The 21,082-nt window shown below is 57.1% G+C and carries 23 protein-coding genes; 10 read left to right on the top strand and 13 right to left on the bottom strand.

The features are described from left to right. The 3 genes from AC24GY_RS19885 to AC24GY_RS19895 form a co-directional block, all read right to left on the bottom strand. A complete protein-coding gene (locus AC24GY_RS19885) occupies positions 1-1,371 on the bottom strand; it encodes a Gfo/Idh/MocA family protein (RefSeq protein WP_487686625.1) in 1,371 nt (456 codons plus the stop codon). Between the two features lie 157 nt (positions 1,372-1,528). Further along, positions 1,529-2,011 carry a hypothetical protein gene (locus AC24GY_RS19890; protein ID WP_487686626.1) on the bottom strand — a complete coding sequence of 161 codons (483 nt, stop codon included), beginning with the start codon at positions 2,009-2,011 and terminating at the stop codon, positions 1,529-1,531. A 3-nt stretch (positions 2,012-2,014) separates the two neighbouring features. Continuing rightward, a complete protein-coding gene (locus tag AC24GY_RS19895) occupies positions 2,015-2,335 on the bottom strand; it encodes a hypothetical protein (protein ID WP_422322085.1) in 321 nt (106 codons plus the stop codon). Positions 2,336-2,486: 151 nt separating this feature from the next. Between AC24GY_RS19895 and AC24GY_RS19900 the strand changes: the two genes are divergently transcribed. Beyond that, positions 2,487-2,855 carry a HesB/IscA family protein gene (locus AC24GY_RS19900; protein ID WP_395731794.1) on the top strand — a complete coding sequence of 123 codons (369 nt, stop codon included), beginning with the start codon at positions 2,487-2,489 and terminating at the stop codon, positions 2,853-2,855. Positions 2,856-2,860: 5 nt separating this feature from the next. Then, positions 2,861-3,421, top strand: a complete 561-nt coding sequence (locus tag AC24GY_RS19905) for a hypothetical protein (protein ID WP_487686627.1) — start codon at positions 2,861-2,863, stop codon at positions 3,419-3,421. Between the two features lie 3 nt (positions 3,422-3,424). Here AC24GY_RS19905 and AC24GY_RS19910 read toward each other — a convergent pair whose 3' ends face one another. Next, positions 3,425-3,631 (bottom strand): hypothetical protein, encoded by a 207-nt coding sequence (locus AC24GY_RS19910; RefSeq protein ID WP_422322082.1) that lies wholly within the window; start codon positions 3,629-3,631, stop codon positions 3,425-3,427. Positions 3,632-3,648: 17 nt separating this feature from the next. Continuing rightward, complete coding sequence (locus AC24GY_RS19915; RefSeq protein WP_487686628.1) at positions 3,649-4,617, bottom strand: hypothetical protein; 969 nt, start codon at positions 4,615-4,617, stop codon at positions 3,649-3,651. Between the two features lie 178 nt (positions 4,618-4,795). Here AC24GY_RS19915 and AC24GY_RS19920 point away from each other — a divergent pair, with 178 nt between their 5' ends. Together AC24GY_RS19920 and AC24GY_RS19925 are read left to right on the top strand one after the other, a co-directional pair. After that, complete coding sequence (locus AC24GY_RS19920; protein ID WP_487686629.1) at positions 4,796-5,317, top strand: pentapeptide repeat-containing protein; 522 nt, start codon at positions 4,796-4,798, stop codon at positions 5,315-5,317. Positions 5,318-5,434: 117 nt separating this feature from the next. Next, positions 5,435-5,644 (top strand): transposase, encoded by a 210-nt coding sequence (locus AC24GY_RS19925; protein WP_397381936.1) that lies wholly within the window; start codon positions 5,435-5,437, stop codon positions 5,642-5,644. A gap of 13 nt (positions 5,645-5,657) precedes the next feature. Here AC24GY_RS19925 and AC24GY_RS19930 read toward each other — a convergent pair whose 3' ends face one another. The 4 genes from AC24GY_RS19930 to AC24GY_RS19945 form a co-directional block, all read right to left on the bottom strand. Then, positions 5,658-7,715: a prolyl oligopeptidase family serine peptidase gene (locus tag AC24GY_RS19930; RefSeq protein ID WP_487686630.1), complete on the bottom strand. Its 2,058-nt coding sequence runs from the start codon at positions 7,713-7,715 to the stop codon at positions 5,658-5,660. A gap of 71 nt (positions 7,716-7,786) precedes the next feature. Further along, positions 7,787-8,191, bottom strand: a complete 405-nt coding sequence (locus tag AC24GY_RS19935; protein WP_487686631.1) for a prepilin-type N-terminal cleavage/methylation domain-containing protein — start codon at positions 8,189-8,191, stop codon at positions 7,787-7,789. A gap of 186 nt (positions 8,192-8,377) precedes the next feature. Beyond that, positions 8,378-9,211: a class I SAM-dependent methyltransferase gene (locus AC24GY_RS19940; RefSeq protein WP_487686632.1), complete on the bottom strand. Its 834-nt coding sequence runs from the start codon at positions 9,209-9,211 to the stop codon at positions 8,378-8,380. A 52-nt stretch (positions 9,212-9,263) separates the two neighbouring features. Continuing rightward, on the bottom strand, positions 9,264-10,085 hold the full coding sequence (locus tag AC24GY_RS19945; RefSeq protein ID WP_422316425.1) for a hypothetical protein: 822 nt from the start codon (positions 10,083-10,085) through the stop codon (positions 9,264-9,266). Positions 10,086-10,284: 199 nt separating this feature from the next. On the opposite strand from AC24GY_RS19945, the gene AC24GY_RS19950 reads away from it, so the two are divergent. The 6 genes from AC24GY_RS19950 (at position 10,285) to AC24GY_RS19975 (ending at position 16,743) form a co-directional block, all read left to right on the top strand. After that, the gene (locus tag AC24GY_RS19950; RefSeq protein WP_487686633.1) at positions 10,285-11,394 is read left to right on the top strand and encodes a glycosyltransferase family 61 protein; all 1,110 of its coding nucleotides are present in this window, start codon (positions 10,285-10,287) and stop codon (positions 11,392-11,394) included. A 54-nt stretch (positions 11,395-11,448) separates the two neighbouring features. Next, positions 11,449-12,441: a putative lipopolysaccharide heptosyltransferase III gene (gene rfaQ, locus AC24GY_RS19955; RefSeq protein ID WP_487686634.1), complete on the top strand. Its 993-nt coding sequence runs from the start codon at positions 11,449-11,451 to the stop codon at positions 12,439-12,441. 145 nt (positions 12,442-12,586) lie between these two features. Next, positions 12,587-13,423 (top strand): hypothetical protein, encoded by an 837-nt coding sequence (locus AC24GY_RS19960; RefSeq protein WP_487686635.1) that lies wholly within the window; start codon positions 12,587-12,589, stop codon positions 13,421-13,423. Between the two features lie 196 nt (positions 13,424-13,619). After that, a complete protein-coding gene (locus AC24GY_RS19965) occupies positions 13,620-14,597 on the top strand; it encodes a glycosyltransferase family 4 protein (RefSeq protein WP_422316433.1) in 978 nt (325 codons plus the stop codon). Next, positions 14,594-15,814 carry a glycosyltransferase gene (locus tag AC24GY_RS19970; RefSeq protein ID WP_487686636.1) on the top strand — a complete coding sequence of 407 codons (1,221 nt, stop codon included), beginning with the start codon at positions 14,594-14,596 and terminating at the stop codon, positions 15,812-15,814. The genes AC24GY_RS19965 and AC24GY_RS19970 overlap by 4 nt, the downstream gene beginning before the upstream one ends. After that, positions 15,811-16,743 (top strand): hypothetical protein, encoded by a 933-nt coding sequence (locus tag AC24GY_RS19975; RefSeq protein ID WP_487686637.1) that lies wholly within the window; start codon positions 15,811-15,813, stop codon positions 16,741-16,743. Before AC24GY_RS19970 ends, AC24GY_RS19975 begins: the two co-directional genes overlap by 4 nt. A gap of 33 nt (positions 16,744-16,776) precedes the next feature. Here the strand turns inward: AC24GY_RS19975 and AC24GY_RS19980 are convergent, their stop codons facing one another. The 4 genes from AC24GY_RS19980 to AC24GY_RS19995 all read right to left on the bottom strand — a co-directional run bounded on the left by AC24GY_RS19980 (position 16,777) and on the right by AC24GY_RS19995 (position 21,073). Then, entirely contained in the window at positions 16,777-17,862 is a 1,086-nt protein-coding gene (locus AC24GY_RS19980; RefSeq protein ID WP_487686638.1) for a hypothetical protein, read from the bottom strand. 340 nt (positions 17,863-18,202) lie between these two features. Continuing rightward, positions 18,203-19,363: an aminotransferase class I/II-fold pyridoxal phosphate-dependent enzyme gene (locus AC24GY_RS19985; protein WP_487686669.1), complete on the bottom strand. Its 1,161-nt coding sequence runs from the start codon at positions 19,361-19,363 to the stop codon at positions 18,203-18,205. 47 nt (positions 19,364-19,410) lie between these two features. Next, positions 19,411-20,172: a phosphoribosylglycinamide formyltransferase gene (purN, locus tag AC24GY_RS19990; RefSeq protein WP_487686639.1), complete on the bottom strand. Its 762-nt coding sequence runs from the start codon at positions 20,170-20,172 to the stop codon at positions 19,411-19,413. Next, positions 20,114-21,073: a hypothetical protein gene (locus AC24GY_RS19995; protein WP_487686640.1), complete on the bottom strand. Its 960-nt coding sequence runs from the start codon at positions 21,071-21,073 to the stop codon at positions 20,114-20,116. Before AC24GY_RS19995 ends, purN begins: the two co-directional genes overlap by 59 nt. Between the last annotated feature and the right edge of the window lie 9 nt (positions 21,074-21,082).

The following is a 21,082-nucleotide window of genomic DNA, read 5'->3' on the forward strand; positions in this document are numbered from 1 at the left end:
TTAAGTGAACTGCGTCACCCCGGGCACCGGCATCGGAGTGGGCTCAAATTTGTCGCCAAACTGAAGATTGTCAGGCGCGAGGTCCTGCTTGGAGGACAGCATCGCCAGCGCCACACGCGCGGATTTTTTATCCTTCCCTCCGCCCTGATCCGCAGGTGCAGCCTCTTCCTTCCAAAGAATCTTCTGCCCTGTGTAGGCGGCTTCACGGCCCATGATGGCAATCAGCGTGCTGCTCATCATGCGGTCACCGTCATTGATGACCTCCCCTTTGCGGATGGCATTGAAGAGCGCCTGATGCTCCAGATCGTACATGTTCTTTTCCTCACCGCGCCAGCGCCAGCGCTTTTCGCCGTCGATGAATGGCGCGGAACCTTTGCCGATGACCAGCTTGCCTTTGGAGCCCTGGATGTTGTCGATGACTTCGTTGTGGCAGCCGTTGATCTGACGATTGGTGATGTGGCAAAGAATGCCGCCATCCCATTCGAAGGCGCAGTGGAAGTGGTCAAAGATGTTGCCGCCTTCCGCCTGACGCTGGCGCCCGCCAGTGGCGATGACGCTGACAGGAGGAGTGTCCTTCATGGCCCAGCAGATCTTGTCGAGGCTGTGCACCGCCTGCTCCACGAGACTGTCACCGCTGAGCCAGGAGAAGTTGTACCAGTTGCGCACCTGCCACTCCACATCCCCCATGCCGGCGGGACGTCCTGCCGCAGGCGGCATCACTTTGACCGGGCCTGCGTAATAAGTCGCCAGAATGCTGGTGATGTCGCCGATCTGCCCCTCATGCAGGCGCTTGTAGCATTCGATGCGGCTGGTGGAGTAGCGCCAACAGAAGCCAGCCACGAGGTTGAGCTTCTTCTGCTTCGCCTTCTCAACCGCCGCCTGGGCCACACGATAACCAGCAGCATCCACCGCCATCGGCTTCTCGCAGAAAATGTGCTTCCCAGCCTCCACCGCTGCGGTGAGGTGCAGAGGGCGGAACCCGGGCGGAGTGGCAAGCAGCACCACATCCACGCCGCAGTCGATGAGCTTTTGATACGCATCCAGACCCGTAAATTTCTTGTCCGGCTTCACATCGACACGGTCTGGAAAACTCGCGGAGAGATTCTTGATGCTGTTCTCGATCTGCGTGTCGAACGCGTCGGCCATGGCGACGATCTTCGAATTGTAATCCGCGCCCAGCGCCTGCGCCGCCGCCCCGGTGCCACGGCCACCGCACCCGATGAGGCCGATCTTCAATGTCTCGTTCGAATCCGCCTTCTGCTGCGCGAGCAAGCTTCCCGCGGAAGTGAAAACTGCCGGAGCGAGGAGTGCTCCACCGCTGGCATTGAGAAAACGACGACGTGAGAAGGCAGAAACGGCTGGGTCAGACATAGGTACAGAGAGTGTTTGCAAACAGAGCTGAGATTTCGGCACGGGAAAGGCAAACCTTTCAGCGAAAGGACGGATTACCCACCCCATCAGCAGGCCATTAGGAAGCCCCTAATGAATGCAACGATCAGACATCGCCCGGCAGGGTGCTAATACCGCCTCAAGAATACCGAGGGATGATCTTCGTCAGGCCGGTTGACTGAGGCGGATGCCCATCGTTGTCGAGGTTGCTCAGCGGCTGTGTTTCCACCCGGCTGATTTCATCGTCTGGCGAAGGCTGGAGCAGCGCATCCACCAGGAGCTGCGTGTCTTCCAGAAAGGTCAGCCCGGCGCGGCGCAAAAAATCCACCTCCGAGGCATGCGTGTGCAATGTGATGAGCAGGCACTCGCCCTGAAACAAGGCCAGAACGAAGACCCCCTCATAGCCAAACCAAAACGTTTTCACGTCACGGTCACCGCCACTGCCAAAGTGCGCACGCGCGTCATGCAGGGCCTGCAGGAGACGCTCGGCGCGAAACTCCTCAAAGGGCAGCAGGTTGATCAGGATTTGCCGCCGCCAGCACAGCAGCAGGCCATTGACCGAACCAGCATGCTTCAGACGTTCGAGGGCAGACCGTAGGGAGGGTGTGATAGATGCAGCCATGGTTTATGCCTCCAAGGAATTGGCACGGGTGAGGAGTTCAAACATCGGCACGCGTTCGCCGATGTGGGCGCCAGCACCGGGATCTTTGGCATCCGTGCCGGAGTCGAAATAGGCAAAGTTCAGGGTGAAATCATCCTCTTGCAGCGTCCCCATCCATGGGGCTCCGAGTTCCAGGCACTCGCCCACCTTCAGTCCAAAGTGCCGGAGCCCTTGGAAATCAGCGGCGAAGTTGTTCACGGCTTCCTGACCGCTGTCACTGGAGACGAGCCCATCTTTCAGGGTGAAGAGTTGCAAGGGGAGAGGTATTACCTCGAGTTCGCTCATGGGGATATTGAAGTTGTCCCTCTTACGTCTCAAAAATCGGCTGATGAGGCAAGCACAATCCACGGATGAGGCAAAATAGAAATCCCCTGCTCGCTTGACACTGCGACCCTTTGCTTTCTTTCGTCCACCTCTGCGCTATCTATCTCTCCCCATGACCGCCGTCGCCCCAAGTTTCAAAATTGGCAATGAAAAGCTCATCAAGGTGCTGCCAAACGCCGCCAACCGTCTTCTTGGCCTGCTCAAAAAGCAGGGCCGCGCTGAAAACGGCGCCCTGCGCGTGGCCGTCGTCGGAGGCGGCTGCTCCGGCCTGCAGTACAAGATGGATCTTGTCGATGGCCCGGCCAATCGAGACATCATGGTCACCTCCAGCGAGGTGCGCGTCGTCATCGACCCCAAGAGCGCCCTCTTCGTTTCCGGTTCCGAACTGGATTACAGTGACGACATCCAGAGCGGTGGGTTCAAGGTGAAGAACCCCAATGCCGTCGTCACCTGCTCCTGTGGCGAAAGCTTCTCCGCCTGAGACCGATGTCGAACGCCTTTGCCCTCCTCGGCCTGCCACGCATTGCCGCACTCGATGCCGAGGCGCTGCAGCAGGCCTGGCTGGCAGCCAGCCGCAGCGCTCACCCCGATCAACCCGGTGGCGATGCCTCTCACGCCGCTGAGATCAACAACGCCTACGAAACGCTTCAGGCACCCGAGAAACGCATCAAGCATTTGCTGGATTTGCATGCCGTGCCCTGGCGTGCCATTCCCATCGACGACGCGATGATGTCGCTCTTTGGCCAGCTGGGCCCGGCACTGCAAAGCGTCGCTGCTTTTCTCAAGCGCAAACAGACCGCCACTTCAGCACTCGCCAAGGCCCTGCTGGCTCCGGATGAAATGCGGCTGCGTGAGAATCTCGAAGCCCTCGGCACCACGCTCGATGCCGAGCGCACCGCCCTGCTGGCAGACCTACCCGCCTTTGACTCCCGCCTCAGCGCAGGCGACACCACCGCCCTCGCCGACCTGCAAATCCTCCAGGCCCGTCTGGCCTATTTCGGCAAATGGCAGGCGCAGGTGCGCGAAGCTTTGCTGAGTTTGATGTGATCCCTATTTGCCTTCCGCCGACGCTGGCGCAGCCATGCCCTCGCGCACCCGGCGCAGGCACTCGTCCGGACTGGCATCCATGGGCAGTGTGAGCGGCCGGGACTGAACGCACAAGTGGCGCACAGCCCCTTCACGACGAACGTTGGTCACCTCGATGTTGTGGGCGGCAAAGAAGCGCACCACATCCTGATTGCTGGCGTAACGACTCATGGCTGCAAGGTGGCGGATTAAAAGTCACCGCCACCGCCGAAGTCGCCGCCACCCGAGTCACCACCACTGTCGAAACCGCCGCCGGAGTCATCGCCAAAACTGCCGCCTGAGCTGGTGTAGTCCGTATCGGTGCCGGAGAAGCCGCCGTCACTGTGGGAGGTGTCCGTGGGATCAGCCCCCAAGGAAGAAGCAGAGCTGTGCGAGCCAAAGAAATTGTCATACATCCACATGCCTGCGGCAGCGCCGAACATGCTGCCCATCATGTTTTGGAAAAAGCCTCCGCCGCCACCATAGCCAGGCTGCCCCATGCCGCCGCCGACACCACCGCCGCCTCCGGACATGGAGCGGAAGAGCCCGCGAATGAGGCTGAATCCCACCCAGATCAGCAGCACGATGCCGATCGTGGGAAGCCAGGATGATGAGCCCCCCTCCTTCTGCAAGGCGCGCGTTTTGGAACTGACAGGTGCAGCAGCGCCGTTGCGATGCGCGCTCATGGTCGTGGAAATGAAGTTCACGGCATACATCAGCGCGTCATCATTCTTTTTATTCCGCAGCTGTTCGAGCATGCGCTGAATCAGCGTCACCCGGTCCGTCAGTGTGAAAGCCTGACGCTGAGTGTCAGTGCCAACGACCACCTGCAGATGCGCAGGCTGTTTGACGAGCAGAATGAAGACACCGTTCACTTTCTTGGTGCGGGCGAGCTGTTCCGCCCACTGGGAAAAGCCACGGTTGGTGGCGGCCTTGTCCGGATGAATCACCGTGGCCTTCATGTCTTCAGGCACTGTGGCGAAGGTCTGCACAGCGATGTCCTTGTGCAGCCGGGCGGAGACGTCGTTGATCGTGCCGGTGGCATTCACCTTGGCAAACTCGGAAAAGAAGGCTCCGTCATCTTGAATTCCGCCAGCAGCAGCGCGTGCACCAGCGGTGCCGAGCAGAAGCGTGGCAGCGAGAGCAGGAAGGAAGAAACGGCGTGTGAGTGTGTTCATGGTGGGAGAAAAATACGATGTGAGCATGATACAAGGATACGTGCGGCGCACCTGCGAAACGCGTCTCTTTTTGTAGTCGCTTCCCAAGTCGGCCCAAGTGTGACAAAAGCGTAAACAGCGCACAAACACATTACAATGCGCCCCTTTACCGGCTTTGGCACTGGGTGAAAATTGTTGCATGGAAAAGACAACATGTCTGGAAGTTCTAAAACAAGGGACCTACGCCTGGAACAGCTTTCTTCTGGATGAAGGCCTGCAATCCGCCTGCTTGAGTGAGGCGAACCTCGGCGGCGCAGATCTGCGGCGAGTCAATCTGGCCCAGGCAGATCTGCACCTGGCGAATCTCAACGGGGCTGACCTCAGCCTGGCAAATCTGCGGGGCGCGGACCTCAGCCTGGCCGACCTCAGAGGTGCGAATCTCAACGGCGCAGATCTCAGCCTGGCAAATCTCGAAGGAGCAGACCTGCGCGGAGCCAAATGCACCGGGGTACAGCTTCTGGGCGCGGACCTGCGCCGAGTGAACTTCCACGACACCGACCTGCGGCGGGCCAATTTTGCCAACGCAAACCTATGTGGAGCAGACCTCAGCGGCACACGTCTGATTCGGGCAAACCTGCTGGGTGCAGACCTCTGCGGCGCAGATCTTACCGGTGTTGAAATGCTGGAAGGCAGACCAGCAGCGTTTCGTGCGGCAGCCTAGCCAGCATGCACAAATTGCGTCTGCTTTGCGCGATTTGGGGACTGCGAGACCAGGGGTGATGGGCTCGGATTTGCTAAAAGGAAGGACGGCTCAGCCACCCTCAAACACGACAACACTATGCCCCGCCCATCACGTTACTCCCCTGCTGAAAAGGCCGCCATCGTCGCCGCCGCACGTTCCCGGATCCGACTGGGAGAAAGTTGCAAAGACATCGCCAAGCGGCTAGGCGTGAATCAGCCCTCCCTGAGCGGGTGGCTGCGCGAATCAACACTCGACATGTTGTACCCGCCGCTGCCACCCTGCATGCCGCGCAATCGCTCGGCTTGATCGTGCGCAGGTGCTATTTCTTCTTCACCTGCCAGTGCTCATCAAAGAAGTCCGCAGCCACCACCTTGCCGGCAGACTCGGCACTCGGCGGCTGCGTGATGTCCAGGATGGCCCAGTCGGGGAGCTTGGGGTTTTGCAGTGAGTTGGTCTTGTCATGCGCCTCACGGAATGTGAGGCCGGAGTTGATCACCGCTTCAAAGCCCGGAGATTTCAGACAGGGATAAACCATGAGAGGGACATGGGTCTTCGCGTCAAACGACTGCCCGCCCATGTCCACTTTCTTTGCGTCCCATTGCACCGGCAGCGATTTGGCAAGCTGCTTAAGGCAAGAATTGGATTCTGGCGTGCCCCAGAGAATGAGGCTTTGCGTTTTGCCTGCTTCGTAGATGTCTCCCACATCCGAGGCCTTCACCACACGGGCTTCGCCGCGCATGAGGCCCTTCCAGCGTTTGAGGAAATGCGCCGCCTCTGCGTTCACCCATTCATCCACTGCAGGAGACGATGATTTTCCGTCTGGCAGCACCACCAGAAAGCGCTTCATGAAGCTCGCATCCATCGGCCCTGGATGGGCGCCCGGCTTGCCTCCAGCGGGTGTGTCGTGCTGAAACGGCTCAGCATTGCCAAAATCACGCCAGACTCCGTTCTCCTTGATCAGTCGGCAGAAAGCTCCCGCCACTTTCGGACCAGGACTCATGAAGGTCTCAAATTTAGGCGACTCTGGACCCACCGTGAGTTTCAGAGTGGTGCCATCAATGTTCACTTGGAGCGATCCCCCGCCCTTCCGTGCCTGCGGTGGTGGATAGAACACGAGACGCGTCACATTCTGTGTCTTCATCTCGATCGTCTGCCCGTCGATGACCTTGGCATCGAGCCGTGCCTCCTTCCAGCTCTCCTCCATGCCGTGCAGGTTCAGCCACTTCACGCGGCCATAGAGCGGTGTCTTGGTCTGGATGTGGATTTCGTCAGGAAACAGATCGCGGCCTTTGGCGACAGCTTTTTCAATCCATGCCTGCACCTCTTTGATCGTTTCAGGATGATACTTGTGTGGCATGCCGGGGCCGATGAGATGCGGCGGGTGCAGATCCTGCCCGGCCAGCACCTCCATCATGTACTCCGCCGAATCACGCTGCGCATCCACCTCGCCGCTGTAGCTGATCAGCGGCACGTTGAAAAAATTCCGCGCATAGTCCGGCACGTCGTACACACCCCACAGCGTCTGCTCATACCAGACCGGATACTTTTCCGGCGTGAGTTTTTGATAGCGCTTCACATCCGCAAAGCCCGCACCCGTATGCACGCATGCCCACTGGTCCGGGTAATGCGCGCCCATGTGCCAGGCCCCTGCGCCGCCCATGCTGAAGCCCGCCAGCGCCACGCGGTTCGTGTCTACGTTGAAGCGCTTGATGGCGTCATCACGGCATTCAAAAACATCCGTTTCACCCGCGCTCTTCCAGCCGTTGCAGTAACGTCCGAAGGGATGAATCACAATCGTGCCCGCCGGCTGAAACTGCCCCGGCTTCTTCGCCATCAGCTTCGAATACACAAACGGCAGATCCGTGGAGGTGTCACCGCGGCCATGAAGCCAGATCCACATGGGCACCGGCTTTTTACCCGCGCCAAACTCAAGGCCTTCAGGCACTTCCACTCCATAGGGCTGCGGTGAATCGTCGATCTTGGAATAGAAGCCCAGCACCTTCTGTCCGCTGCCGATCATCCATGGCGTTTCATTTTTTCCGAGTGCTGCAATGCGCTTCTTGGCTTCATCCAGCAGCGCCATCGCCTTTTTCACGCCGTCCTCCGGCTTTTTGTCATACCACTCGTCGAACTCCAGTGCGTAGCTCACCGCCTTGAGAAAGATGTCTGCATCAGCGGCACGCGGGTGCTTCTTCACTGCCTGGAAGGACTTCATCACCGCCGCCAGCTCTTTGGCAATGCCCGCCTCCTGCTCTGCTGAAAACGCCGCTGTGGGTTTGGGCGGCAGACTGCCTTTGAAAGAGGCTGTGGCACCATTGGGACTGAGCTGCGCATGAGCGGCGGCCACCCACAGGAAGAGAAAAAGAAAACATTTCATGGAGATGTTTAAACGCCGCCCTGCGCGGTTTTTAACCATGAGTTGCCGTCTGTTAGATTTCCCCGCTCAACTCAATGACCGGCGGGATTCTGCCCACCTGAGGAATCAAAGAACAGTTCTCCACTGGGTTTGATGCCAATGTAGAGATACGTCCCTGGCACGGTGTCAGGAGCAACGGACGACTGAAACATCATGCTGGCCAGTGAACCACTGGCCGGTTTTCGTCCTTCGATCACAGCGGCCACCTGGGTTGCCACATCTCCTTCAGGCCACACCACCCCCGCCGCCACACCCGTGGTGTAGGCCAGTATGATATTCTGCGCATTGCGCTTGTCTTTCACCTTGTCCGCCTCTCCTGAAAGAGACCCCATATTCGGCACGATGATCGCTGCGATTAAACCGATGATAAGAATCACAACCAAGAGTTCAATCAGACTGAACCCAGATGGGCGGCGAGCCACTTGTTTGGTTTTCATGGACTTGAGGAATGAGACTGGTTGAAGGATCTGGCACCTCTGTCATTTCCACCTTCAAAGCTTCCCTCGTTCCCAAGCGCCTCTATTTCGTATTTATTCAAATGCGCTTAAGCCACGCTGATAGTCGCACTATGCACTGGCTTCAAGCAGGCCAGATGGTCAGGACAAACTACACGCTCTTTTTCCTCAAGCTGCTTTGCGCCAGCTGGCAAAAACTCCACTCGGCACCGCAGGCACCCCCTCAGCCCCCTTGAGCAAAATTTCCCCGCTCTCGACGGCACCGCCAAAAACGTTGAATTCCTGCCGCATGAGATTCTGCAATGTCGTGGACGATACCGCCCCCTGACGGCAGCAAAGCAGGACGCCAATGGGCTTGTCGGACAGCAAACCGCTGACCGTGCTGAGCAAGGCGCCGAGATCACGCTCAAGCTCAAAGCCGCCACGCTTGGCATCCTTGGGTGTGTGCGGATCAATCACGATCAAATCGTAGCGGGTCGTTTGTGTGCGCTCACGCTGCGCGAATTTCACCGGATCATCCACGACCCAGCGGATGTCCCGATTGGCCAGCGTGTTGAGCGCAGCGTGCTCACGCGCGCGTTTGATCGCATCTGCCGAAACATCCACATGGGCCACTGCCGCACCGGCCTGCGCAGCTGCGAGCGTGAAACCGCCGGCCCCGCCAAAGAGATGCAGTACACGCGCCGGACGGCGCTGCTGCACGGCAAAGGCGGAACACTGCGCGCCAACCTTGCCCCACAGTTCCTGCAATTCAGGAGCCAGGCCGCGCACGCCACCCAGGGGAGAAAGCAAAAAGCGCAGCGTTCCGATGCGCAGTTTCAGCGGCTCCTTCAACTCACGCTTCAGTTCCACGGCCTTGCGCCATTCCGCTCCAGGAAGTTTGCGCCGCCACCAAGCTGGCTGGCAGGCGCGGGAGGACACCAGCGCCCCGAGCTTTTCAAGCACACGCCCGCCGCCGCTGTCGAGGAGTTCAAATGATGAGTTGTCTGTTTCGCCTTCCATGATGATGCGGTCTCTATCTCTTAATAGCTTGCAGCCAACGTCCTGTGTCAAATCAGGACACGCCCTGCAAAGGAAGCACTTCAAGCCCCTTCCCTTCCAACGCCGCACGGACCTCTTTGCCCGACTGAGATTTCATCCTGCGCTTGTAGCAGCTTCTGAAAAACTTGGACAGGAAATCATTTCCCTGCGGCGGAAACGGCCGCCGCTTCAAGTTCGCCTTGATGCCCTGCTCCCGCAGATAGGCAACGCCCTGGGGTTTCCAAAACTGCCCTCGGACACCCTCCACATAGGACACCACTTTGGGGGTCTCGGTTTTCAAGTAATACAAACCCGCCTCGCCTTCGCGGTTGAGCTTGCGCAGGCGGCTTTCAGCAGCCCAGATCGAGCAGGCAGGCTCCAACACCTGGTTCAGGAAGGTCTTCTTCCACAGTGACAGATTGAGGCCCGCGCGGAGATTGCCCCCTTCGATCAAGCGCAGCCAGCTGTTCTCGACTGGTGCGCCCAGATCACCGAACTGGTCCACCGCCAGATACTTGCCGCCCACTTGGTCGAGCTGCTCAATGCACGCGGTCATTGCTGCGCTGTCGATGTCGCGATCCACCAGAAAGTCATCCAGCCAGACGAAGAGGTTTTCCTCCGGGATGCTTTTCAGCGCATTGATGAGATTGTCAGACCAGCTCTTGTCCTCGCCCACCGGGATGCTGATAACCCGCGGATCTTTGTAGTGCCGGTGATTGGTGATGAGATAAACCGGAAAGGATGGCTTCCCCCAATGCTTAAAGAAAAAGTGGAAAAAGATGGGCCACAAATCTGAGTAGGCATCACAAGACGAGATGACAGTGGCAGCATTCTGCGTGTTGGGGATCGATGACATGAAGACGGGCAATCAATTGAATACGTCGAGGCACAATCCGCAAACTGTTAATTGGTTGCACGGGGGGGATTGTCTGCTTTGTAGTAATGCTGGAACCGCCCATCTCACGCATCGACTTCAGCCGCATCCATTCATCTTTCAACCCTGTGAAAAAAGGGGGAATGGGAGCCCCCTCCCTTGATGCACCTCCATCCATGCCATGAAATCCTTCCGTCGCCGCATACATGATCTCTATGCGAATCTACGGTCTGCAGTTCATCTTTATCCCAAGATCGAATCTGCTCCGGCGAATTCCAAGGACGTCACGGTGATTCCGCTGATCGAAGCAGGCTCGGAGGAGGTCTCTTGCGAGCTGGAGGCGCGGTTGAACAACCAAACGGCGATGTCCACGCTGATTCGCTGGCCCACCGTCAATCTGTACCGCGTCCAAAACGCCACCATCGTTGGCGACCAGGCCAATGTTTTCACGTCGGACGGCAGGTGGCTGCGCGTTTGCCCCAGCCTCGATTATCTTCCCCTTAAAAAGGTGCGGCAGCCCATTTACCTCGGTGCCAACCGGCTGAGCATGCCGCTGTTCCATCTCTCCGGCCGGGACCACGAAAACCATGGGCACTTCCTGTTTCAGCACATGCCCCGCTGGCTGGCCGCCCAGAAAAAGATGCAGGAGCTGAGTCCGGATTTTAAGATCCTCGTCGCCAAGGGGCATCTGAAGTGGCAGTCCCGCTACCTGACAAGAACCGGCGGCGCCCCGGATCAGATGATCGAATGCGGAGACGGCACCACGCGGTGCAACGATCTCTACTACATCCCCCAGCCGCGGGGGAAGCACGACTGCCTCTCCCGCCCGCAGGACTACCGGGCCATGAACGAGTACTTCCACCGTCCCCAAGCCAAAACCGGCCCCACGCTATTCCTGTCCCGCAAAGATGCGCCCAACCGCCACCTGCTCAATGAAGACGAAGCGGTCGCCGAGGTCGAAAGGGTGTTTGGCTCATGCCGCTCCATCCAGCTTTCCAAAACCCCGTTGGACGAGCAGATCGCCCTGATTTCAGCAGCACCGATGGTCGTCGGTCCGCTGGGACAGGCGCTGGCCACGGCGCTGTTTGCGAGAAACTCGGTCTATATCAATCTGGATGGCGGCCACGGCCCCGACTCATGGGGAGATGCCTTCCGTGACGTCGCCAACATTTGCGGCAATCAGGGCCTCTCGCTGTACTCCAAAACCCCACGCACTGCGGACGGCTCCTTTCTCTTTCCACGGGAGGATCTCCACGCGAGGCTTGAGAATGTGAAGAGGCTCATTCAGTAGTGGTTTCCAGCCGCTTCTCCCTGCTTCGAGCCTTATCCATCCGCCCCTTTCCCCATGCGCCTTCTCCTCGTCAAACTCCGCCACATCGGAGACTCTCTGCTGCTGACCCCCACAGTCAAGGCGGTGAAAGAAGCCTTCCCTGAGGCACAGATTGACGTCGTGGTACGCGCAGGCACGGAAAGCATTCTCAAAGGCTGCCCGGACATCCACAAGATTTACACCACCGCCTCGCCTGAGAAGAGCAAACGCTCCGCCCTGAGCTTTCTGCACGCGCTGCGTCTGCAGGCCGCCATACGGCGTGAACGCTATGACGTGGCCATTGAGCTGGGCAACAACGACCGTGGACGCACCGTCGTCGCATTGAGCGGCGCCAAAAAGCGCTGCGCCAACGCCTTCGTGTACAAGATCGGCTGGCCTTGGAAAAAGCTTTTGACTCATCTGGGTCAGAGCGACTGGTCATTCATCCACCGGGTGGAGGCTGATTTCTTGAACGCCAAAGACTTCATCGACCTCCCGCAGCAGGAGCCGGGTCCGCTGATCTTTGAAAAAAGCCGCACCAGTCCGCCACCCATTGAGCTTTCTCTGGAAAAACCTCTGGTCATTTTTCATCCAGGCACACGCTGGCAGCGCAAGCGCTGGACGGACGCTCATTGGGCCAGTCTGGGGAAATCCTTGATCGCGCAAAATCACCAGATCGTCATCAGTGTAGGGCCAGACCCGGAGGAGATTGCCCTCGGCGAGCGCCTGACGCAGGCCATCGGCGCGGGATGCACGAGCACCGCAGGAAAAATCCAATGGCATCATCTGGCCTGGCTGATGTACCAGGCCCGGCTGTTTGTCGGAGTCGACACCGCAGCGATGCATCTCTCCGCCGCCACGGGCTGCCCCACGGTGGCCCTGTTTGGTCCGGACTCCGCCGCCTGCAATTGGCACCCTTGGAAAACCCGGCATCAAATCGTTCACTTCAAATCGGACGAAATTTCCGCGCTTCAGGAGGTGAAAACCGCCGCGGCGAATTTCCTCTCCCTGCCCCCCTCAGCCCTCTAAAATGTCGTCCTTCCGACATTTAAGAGACAAGCCTGCTCAGGCTTGAAGTTTGCCACCTCTAATACCCGCTCTGAAAGGTTGACAAACCCTTCATCCAGTAACTATTGCCCCTTCTATGGGACGCACGGATTTACTATTATCGGCGATGAATTTTAAGAGACTAAGCGGGTTTTTGATCAACCCGCCGAAGCTCGCCAAATTCGTCAAGACCATGATTTATGACGTCCGGTACAAGGATTTCACCGACGAAGAAATTCAGGCCATTCATCAAGACACGCTGACAAATTTTGCAGGTGTTCTCGACCTCATCTCCCAGAAAGCTCCCACTCCCGCGTGCCATCTTGACTATTCCGCCCGGGAAGCCACGGAGCCTGTCGATGTGGCTGAGCTGGGAGCCCTCCTGGGCAAGCATGGCAGCGACAAAACGACCAAACACAATTACCATCAAATTTATGGACGCATTTTGTCCAAGATCCGGTCAAGTCCTGACACACGGCTGCTGGAGATCGGGCTGGGAACCAACAACATCGATGTTCTCTCCAACATGGGCGAAAAGGGCAAGCCCGGAGCCTCCCTGAGAGCTTTCAGGGATTTCATGCCCAATGCGCGTATTTATGGCGCCGACATCGACAAGCGGATCCTCTTTACCGAAGATCGAATCAAAACGTTTTATGTCGATCAAACCAAGTGGTCGACTTTCCAAGATCTGGAAAAAAGCCTGTCACCTGAGAAATTCGACGTCGTGATTGATGACGGGTTCCACATGGCCCACGCCAACCTTCTCACCCTCAAATTCGGCTTGGGAATGATCAAGCCGGACGGCGTGGTCATCATTGAGGACATTGCTTTCCGGGACGTCTACATGTGGGAGTTGCTCAGCTCCTATTTGGAGCAAAACGGCTACAAATCCTACATCGCGAAGACCCTGAACTCCGCCTACGTCGTCGTCATCTGCCGCAATACCTGCCAGCTGGATTTGTAGCCCTGAAGAGCGGCCTTCTCCGCCACAAAGCAACGGACCTGAATCTCCTTTCATAAACTGCCCAGCCATGGCTTGTGTATTGGTCAACAGAAAGGGATGGCCGGAGACTTGGCGTTAAGGATTTCACGGAGCGATATTGCTGTGAGCCTGCGGCGGACTGTGGTTAGGTGCTCGCCCTCGCCCTTTATCAACGCACATGAAAATTCTCGTCCTCCCCTTTGGCGATACGTCCTGCGCCAGCACCCACTACCGGGTGATCCAGTATCTGGAAATGCTGAAGGCGGATGGCATCAGGTATGATGTGGCCCCTCCGGGCACGCTTCCTCCGTCTGCTGAGATCGCAGGCTACGACGCCGTGCTGGTGCAGAAAAAACTGTTCTCCACCTCCCAAGTGCGGACCCTCAGGGCTCATGCGAAAAGGCTGCTGTTCGACATTGATGACGCGACCTGGCACCCCCATGGGCGCAAGCATAGCTGGTGGACACGCTGGCGCACCAACCGGCGGCTGCGGAGCATCGTTCGTGCAGCCGATGTGGCCCTCGTGGCCAATCACTACATCGCCCATCATCTCTCCGCACTCGGGGCCAATGTGCAGGTGCTGCCCATGGCTCTGAACCCGGCAGACTGGCCGCCTCCTGCCGCCACCGAATCCACCGGCAGGATCCGCATCGGCTGGTCAGGTGCGCCGGTGAATCTGTGCTACCTGGAGACGCTGGAGCCAGTGCTCGCTCAGATCATGTGCGAGCACCCCGAGGTGGAGCTGGCCGTGTTTTGCGGCAAGAAGCCTGACTTCTCTGCCGCCACGCCCTACATCCATCTGCCATGGCGCCAGGGCGGCGAGTCTGCGGCGGTCGAAACGTTCCACATCGGTCTGCTACCGCTCCCCGTGGACGCCTTCTCTCAGGGCAAGTCCCCTATCAAGGCGCTGCAGTACATGGCGGCCGGCATTCCCACGGTGGCAACCCCGCAGGCTGGCGCATTGGAACTGGACCGCGAATCAGGTGCGATTGCCTTCGCCAAAACACCCGCCGAGTGGCACGCCTGCCTGACCTCCCTGGTCACTGACGCCCCCAAGCGCGAGGCATTGGGCCGCCATGCCAGAGCGGCATTCGAAGCGCACTACTCCACCACGAGCACCTACCCCTTGTGGAAGTCTTATCTCATGGGGATATGAAAAAGCCGAAAATCGTTCTGCTCTCCGACCACATCAATGGCGGAGCCGCCACACTGGCCAACATGCTGGCCAATGACCTCGCGCAGCGCGCCGAGTATCAGATCGAACGCTGGCATTTTTCACCTCCTGCTAAAGCGGGGCTGTTCACAGGGCTGGTCTCCGAGCGCTCACTGGCATCTTCCGCGAAGCGACCGCCCCTGGAGAGATTGGTCAAGAATATCTCCCGCTCCCTCGCAGCACGCTGGCGCACCAAGCGGCATGAACAGGCTTTATACCAGGCCATCAAGACAGCACGCCCGGATTTGATCCATGTGCACAACATCCACTCGGCGGATCTCTACCACGGCTCCCTTTTGAAGATTGAGCCGCACATCCCGCTGATCTGGACCATCCACGATCTCTGGCCCATCAAAGGCCATGCCTGCTCATGGATCGAGCACACCACGGGCCTCCGAGACCGCTATGAAATCGGCAGCAGAAAAAGAGTCACACTGCTGCGGGCACGCGATGAACTGCTGCTGCAGCGCCGCAACCTCACGCTGGTGGCGCCTTCGGACTATGTGAACCGCGTCATGCACCCTCTGATTTCCCGCTTTAAAACACGAGAAGAGATGATTCCCCATGTGGTGCGGCCGGAGTTTCTCAGCGCCCCCTCCCGTGAAGCAAGCCGTGCCGGGCTGGGCCTCAGCAAGGATCTGTTCTGGCTCGGCGTCGGCGCCACCTGGAACAACAACCGCAAAGGCATGGACGTGCTTTGGAGAGCTCTGACCGGCATCGACTGCAGGGGACTCGGTCTCGCCATCTGGGGGCAGGAGCCCGAGTCCCCTTCCCTGCCGGGCCTGACGCTGCGCACCTTCGGCTCTGTGAGCAACCCGGCCCGTATGGCAGCGCTCTATGCCGCCATGGATCTCTTCATCTGCCCAACGAAGGGAGACACGGGTCCGCTGACCGTTTTGGAATCGATGGCCTCAGGGACGCCCCCCTTGGCGAGTCGGATTGGCGGCATCCCTGAACGCGTCCAGCATGGCCTCACCGGCCTGCTGTTTCCCAGCCAGGAACCGACCGAACTGGCCCGGCTGATCAATGAGTCGCGCGCTGGCCTATGGCCCCTGCAGGAGATGGGCGCAGCGGCTCAGGCCTATGCGCATGCAAATCATGCGCCGGAAATTCAAGCCGTGCAGTACAGCCGTTTATATCAAAGCATCCTGGCCCCATGAGCTCTGCCACGCCAAGCCCCACGGACAGCGCGCCGACGGACATCTACTACGTCCATCGCGGCCCCATACCACGCTATCTCCTCTGCTCCCTGGAGAACACCCGGGTCTTCAATCCTGACGTGCGCTTGTTCCTGATCGGCGATCATTCACATGCGCAGTTTGACCGGCTGGAGGTCACGCTCGTCCCTATCAAGGACCTGCCGCAAACTGAGCTGGAGGCTTTTCAAAAGTCCTACGTCCACACCTCCGGCAATCCGGAAGGCTTTGAGCGGTTCTGCTTCAGCCGGTGGTTCCTGCTCAAAGAAGCCATGCTGGCCTGCGGCTCTGACACCGCGCTGCATCTCGACAGTGACTGCCTGATCTTTGACACGGCGCAGGCCCTCACCCAAAGGCTGCTGCCTCCGCCAGCGGTGTGCTACTACGGAACGAGTGGCAACCCGCATGTGGCGGTGTTTCGCAAAGAAGGAATCGCCGGTCTCACAGCCACCCTCTCCGGCCTGTTTGATTCCGAACTCCATCGCGACTGGGTGAAAACCGACTGGCTTGCGGCGCGGCAGTACTTCTGCGACATGACGGGGCTGGGTGAACACCGGCGCCTGCACCCGGAGCAGGTCAGCAGCCAGATGGTCTGGGATGATGCCATTCTAGAGCAGACCATGTCTGAGGCCGACGGCTACGAACGCTGGCCCGGCCCCAAAAAACTGAAGCGCGTGCAGTGGCGCGAAGAAGGCGGCAAACTCGTCCCCTACCTCCGATTTCTAACGAGCAACCAGTGGGTGCGCGCGCTGGCCCTGCACTACAAAGGAGCGGCCAAGCGGCGCATGCGAAAGTTCAACACCCTCTCCAGCTCCCGTTTGAAACGCCGCGTGAGCAAATGGATGTTCAATAACATCGCACCAATCAATCTTCTCTCTGGTTTTAAGGCTTAAAAGCGCATTGCGAAATCAGCTGTAATTTGCGTCCTAGTGAGACTTCAAAAAAGCATCTGATGATCCAAGCGAACGGCTGAAACGGATTTTAATCTCACGAATCAGCAGATAGTAAAAACGGATGGCGCTTTTTTGCTTTTTTGAATAGCTGTTCAGAATATACTGCTCGTCACAGAGCCTTCTGCTAGCCACCGCTTCTGCGGTGAATTGTTTGGGCACAAAATTAGGATCTACGGGAACATCGAAGCGGACATCATGAACGCCGCTATGCAGGCCCGACTCATCAAGACCGATGTTTTTCACCAACGATTTCGCAGGCACTACCGTGAACATCCGATTCTTAATCATCGTTATCGTCATGAGCAGATCCCCGGCAAGGTGGTATTGATCCGCCTTCATCCCTTTGTCCCGCCACCTTTTAAATCTCTTGGATAGATGCTTGCCGAGATAGGACAATTCCGCGATCAGCCTTTGGTTGTCAGCTTCCCTCTCAAACACTTCGCCCCAGTTAATGTCGCCAAATAACTGGAAACTCTCCGCCCAAATACCCACCCCCCAGGGGCAAAACATTCTTGAGAAAAACACATCTGCGGAGGCTTTCTTGTCGAAGACCCCATGAGGAGCGTACCCGCCTATGGAAAAAACCCGGCGATTATCTTTATAGAATGCCAGGGCCTTGTTCATGTATTCAAGAAAATGCGGGGACGTGATATTATCATCCTCCATGAAGATGCTTTTCCCATACATTTCCGTTAAATTGCGATGGGCCATGTGGGTGTTTTGGAACTGATTGTTCTCGGTCGGAAGATTGAGAACGACCTTTTTGAAACCATCCACAGTCTCAAGATACCCCCTTAATTTTCCAACCTTCTCCTCGTCACCTTGCCTGGGGCCATCTGAAAAAATGTGTAACTCTGAATCAGTTGCCAGAGTGTTACGCTTCAGGGCATCAATCGTCAGCTTCAACTTATCCAGTCTTGAGTAAGTACATATGCCAATTGGCGCCAACTGATTCATGTTCTTGTGGTGTTTTTGTTTTCCTGCTGCAACGAAAGAAGCAGCAATGCCGCTTACTTGTCCAATGACTTCCGGCTTCACGCTGGCTGTTTCAGGAAGCATCCACCCCTTCCATGAGCCATCGGCCATAAATTCATTCCGCGGCAGTTTTCAAACACCTTGGAGGCATGTTCGTGACTTGCCCGATGCGAACACACCGGCGGCCAATATCAGCCCCCTCAACCGGAACTCAGTTTTCATATCACCGATGCCCCCTCAACATGCGATCGGGGAACTCCCCTTGGAAATGCGCGGCCAGATGTGAATGATGACACTGGTCGCTGTCTGTTAGGAAGCCATGAACCGCCAGTGACGTGCTTTGGATTTTGCCCCGAGACTTCAGCATTAACCCATCGCCACCAGCGGCCAGACGCAATCTCACCAAGCTAAAAGCTCATAAATCTCACGGCTCACAACTCCCCGGTCCATTGCGAGCCTCAGACATGATATTACCGATGATGTGACATACAGATTCCACATCATTTTCAGTGAGGGCACTTCCTGTAGGAAGACAGAAAAGACGTTGCGTAAGCCGCTCTGTTTCCGGCAAATGATTCCCTGCGAGCGGATACAAAGTGCGATAAGGTTCCATGCGATGGCAGCCCGGATAAAAATACCGTCGGGCAATAACCCCCTGTTCGTGCAGGCGTGACACCAGCAGATCGCGGCTGATACCGGCGATATCAGACTCGATTTCTATGACCACATATTGGTAATTGCCGCGTTCAGCTTCACCGTAGGGCATTACCGAGAGACCCGGCAGGCCGTCCAGCAACTCCTGATACCGGCGATGATGGGCACGATTAATGGCAATGAACTCATCAATGCTCTCCAAGTTAGTCAACCCCATGGCCGCAGAGATCTCGTTCATTTTGCCATTGGTGCCTATGCAGTCCACCTGATCATAGCCCGAGAATCCGAAGTTGGTCACTCGCCGCAGGCGCAGCGCAAGCTCATCATCATTGGTGGTCACCATGCCGCCCTCGAATGAGTTGATGAACTTGGTGGCATGGAAGCTGAAAACCTCAACATTGCCAAAACCACCTGTCATCTGCCCGTTGTGCGAACAACCAAAAGCGTGAGCAGCATCAAACAGAAGCTTCAGGCCGTGCTTGTCAGCTATCCTTTGCAGTGCCTCCACGTCACAACCACGACCCCAGAGATGCACCCCCATGATGGCCGTTGTTCTCGGTGTGATAAGCGCCTCAACCTTTGCGGGGTCAATATTGTGCGTCACGGGGTCAATGTCGCAGAACACCGGGGTGATCTCCTGCCATTGCAGTGCATGCGCCGTGGCAATGAATGTGAATGACGGCACAATCACTTCGCCAGAAAGCCCCAGCGCACGAATGGCTATCTCCAGCCCGACTGTGGCATTGCACATGGCAATGCAGTGCTTCACCCCCAGAAATTTGGATACAGCCGCCTCAAACTCTTGCGCATATTTTCCATTATTGGAGAGCCAGCGGCGCTTTAAAGCATCCACCGTGCGCGAAAGAAAGACATCCTGGTTTCCAATGTTCGGCGTTCCGACAAACAGTGAATTGCCTTGATTGAAACTCATGAACTCTATTGATAAACTATTTAATAACAGGCTGTTTATAACAGCTTCTAAGCTGCCCGATTCACGGGCGTGAAGCTTTTGATCCATTCTTCTTCGAGCGCCGGAGAGTACCACCCCTGATCGAATGAAGCATTGGCAACAACAGCCTCGTTTTCGGAGATCAAAATCCGCCCGTCACTTAACCACAGTGCGAATTGCATCAGGCATCGACATTCCTGAATGAACAACTCGTGCCTGAGCTCATTTTTCTTATATTCATAAGGAACTGGGAGACAGGACTGCATCACAGGCCGCCCGCCATCAATTGACTGGTCCACAATGTGAATCGTGTTTCCGATGAACCGTGCTCCATACAGGATTGCACGTTCAAAAATGGCCTTGGGAGGCAGCACATTTGTCGTCCAATCCGCCCCCCTCTTTCCTGGAAACGACGGAAGAAGCGAAAAGTGAGAGTTGAATACAGTCCCTTTGAAGGAGGCAAGAAAGGCGGCTGAAAACAGCCGGGTGAATCCGAAAGAGATCAGCGCATCGAACTTGTGCTCATTCATCAGAGTCGACAATGCCTCGTTGAATTCAGAACTGGTCTCGCCTCTCGCGACGAGGCTTTGAATGCCATGCGATTTTGCAATTTCCAAATTTTTGTCGTCTTTATCGGAGATGACCGCCTGGATCCGAGACCTAAATTTCTCTTCCAAAAGGCATGTCTGCAACTGCCCTCCACCCGCATTTGTAATTAATGCTATCTTCATTTTATGATGCCAGTTGGGCTGTACAAATGCCAAAGCCATCCGCGCCAAAGTCGTTGCCATTGTAAAGCATATGGAGCTTCTGGTTAAACTCAAAGAGAGCCGGGTAGGCTTGTGTTGCAGAGTCCCATGTATTTTCCCCTGCTCCCACCGGGCCGTCACGACCGATGCGCGTCCATGAATTCAAGTCCGGCGAGCTTGCAGATGAGATGCGGTAGGCACCAGCCCCATCCCGGAAGTCCTTGGAACGACGATGGCAGTACCACAGGCGCCACGAATCACCGAAAGGCATGATCCATGGCCGGGTCAGCGCCTCTTCACCCTCCGTCGCTGGAATGGAAGAGCGGCAAAGAGGGGTCCAGGCTATACCGTCAGAAGAGACAGCCTCTTTGATATCATAAACATGCTCGTACTTTCCATCCACCTGCACCCAGCCTGTGCCAGCGCAGTACCACATTCGCCACTGATCGCCGGTTTTCATGACAAACGGAGAGGTGGCTGACCAGGGATCATGCAACGATTTCGCGAGAACAGGACCTTCTCCAGCACGACGGAAAGTTTTGCCGCCATCTTCACTGATCGCCAACCCGGTGGAATTGGTATAAGGAACGGAAGTAGCGCGGCTCCAGCCACTATAATACAGGTAAACAAGGTCACCGGTGCGAACAGCGCATGACGGCATGATCCCGTGTTCATCAAAGGTGCCAGGTCGGCCAAGTTCTAGCAATGGCTGCTGATTCACGTTCACGATCTTCGTGAAATCTGCCAGGTCGAGATCCACGTAACTGGTCAAACTCATTCCGCGATCTGGGCGGGACGAAAAATAAACACGCAAGACTCCCTCTTTCTCAATGACGAGAGGTGTGGGGACCTGGGCATGACTTTTCATCCACGGAGCCCCCTCCGCAGGACCGAATACGCGCCCGATTTTATGCCATTCCAAGGGTGTCGAATTGATGCTCATGAATTCAAG

This window comes from Prosthecobacter sp. Pr1 (assembly GCF_057652315.1).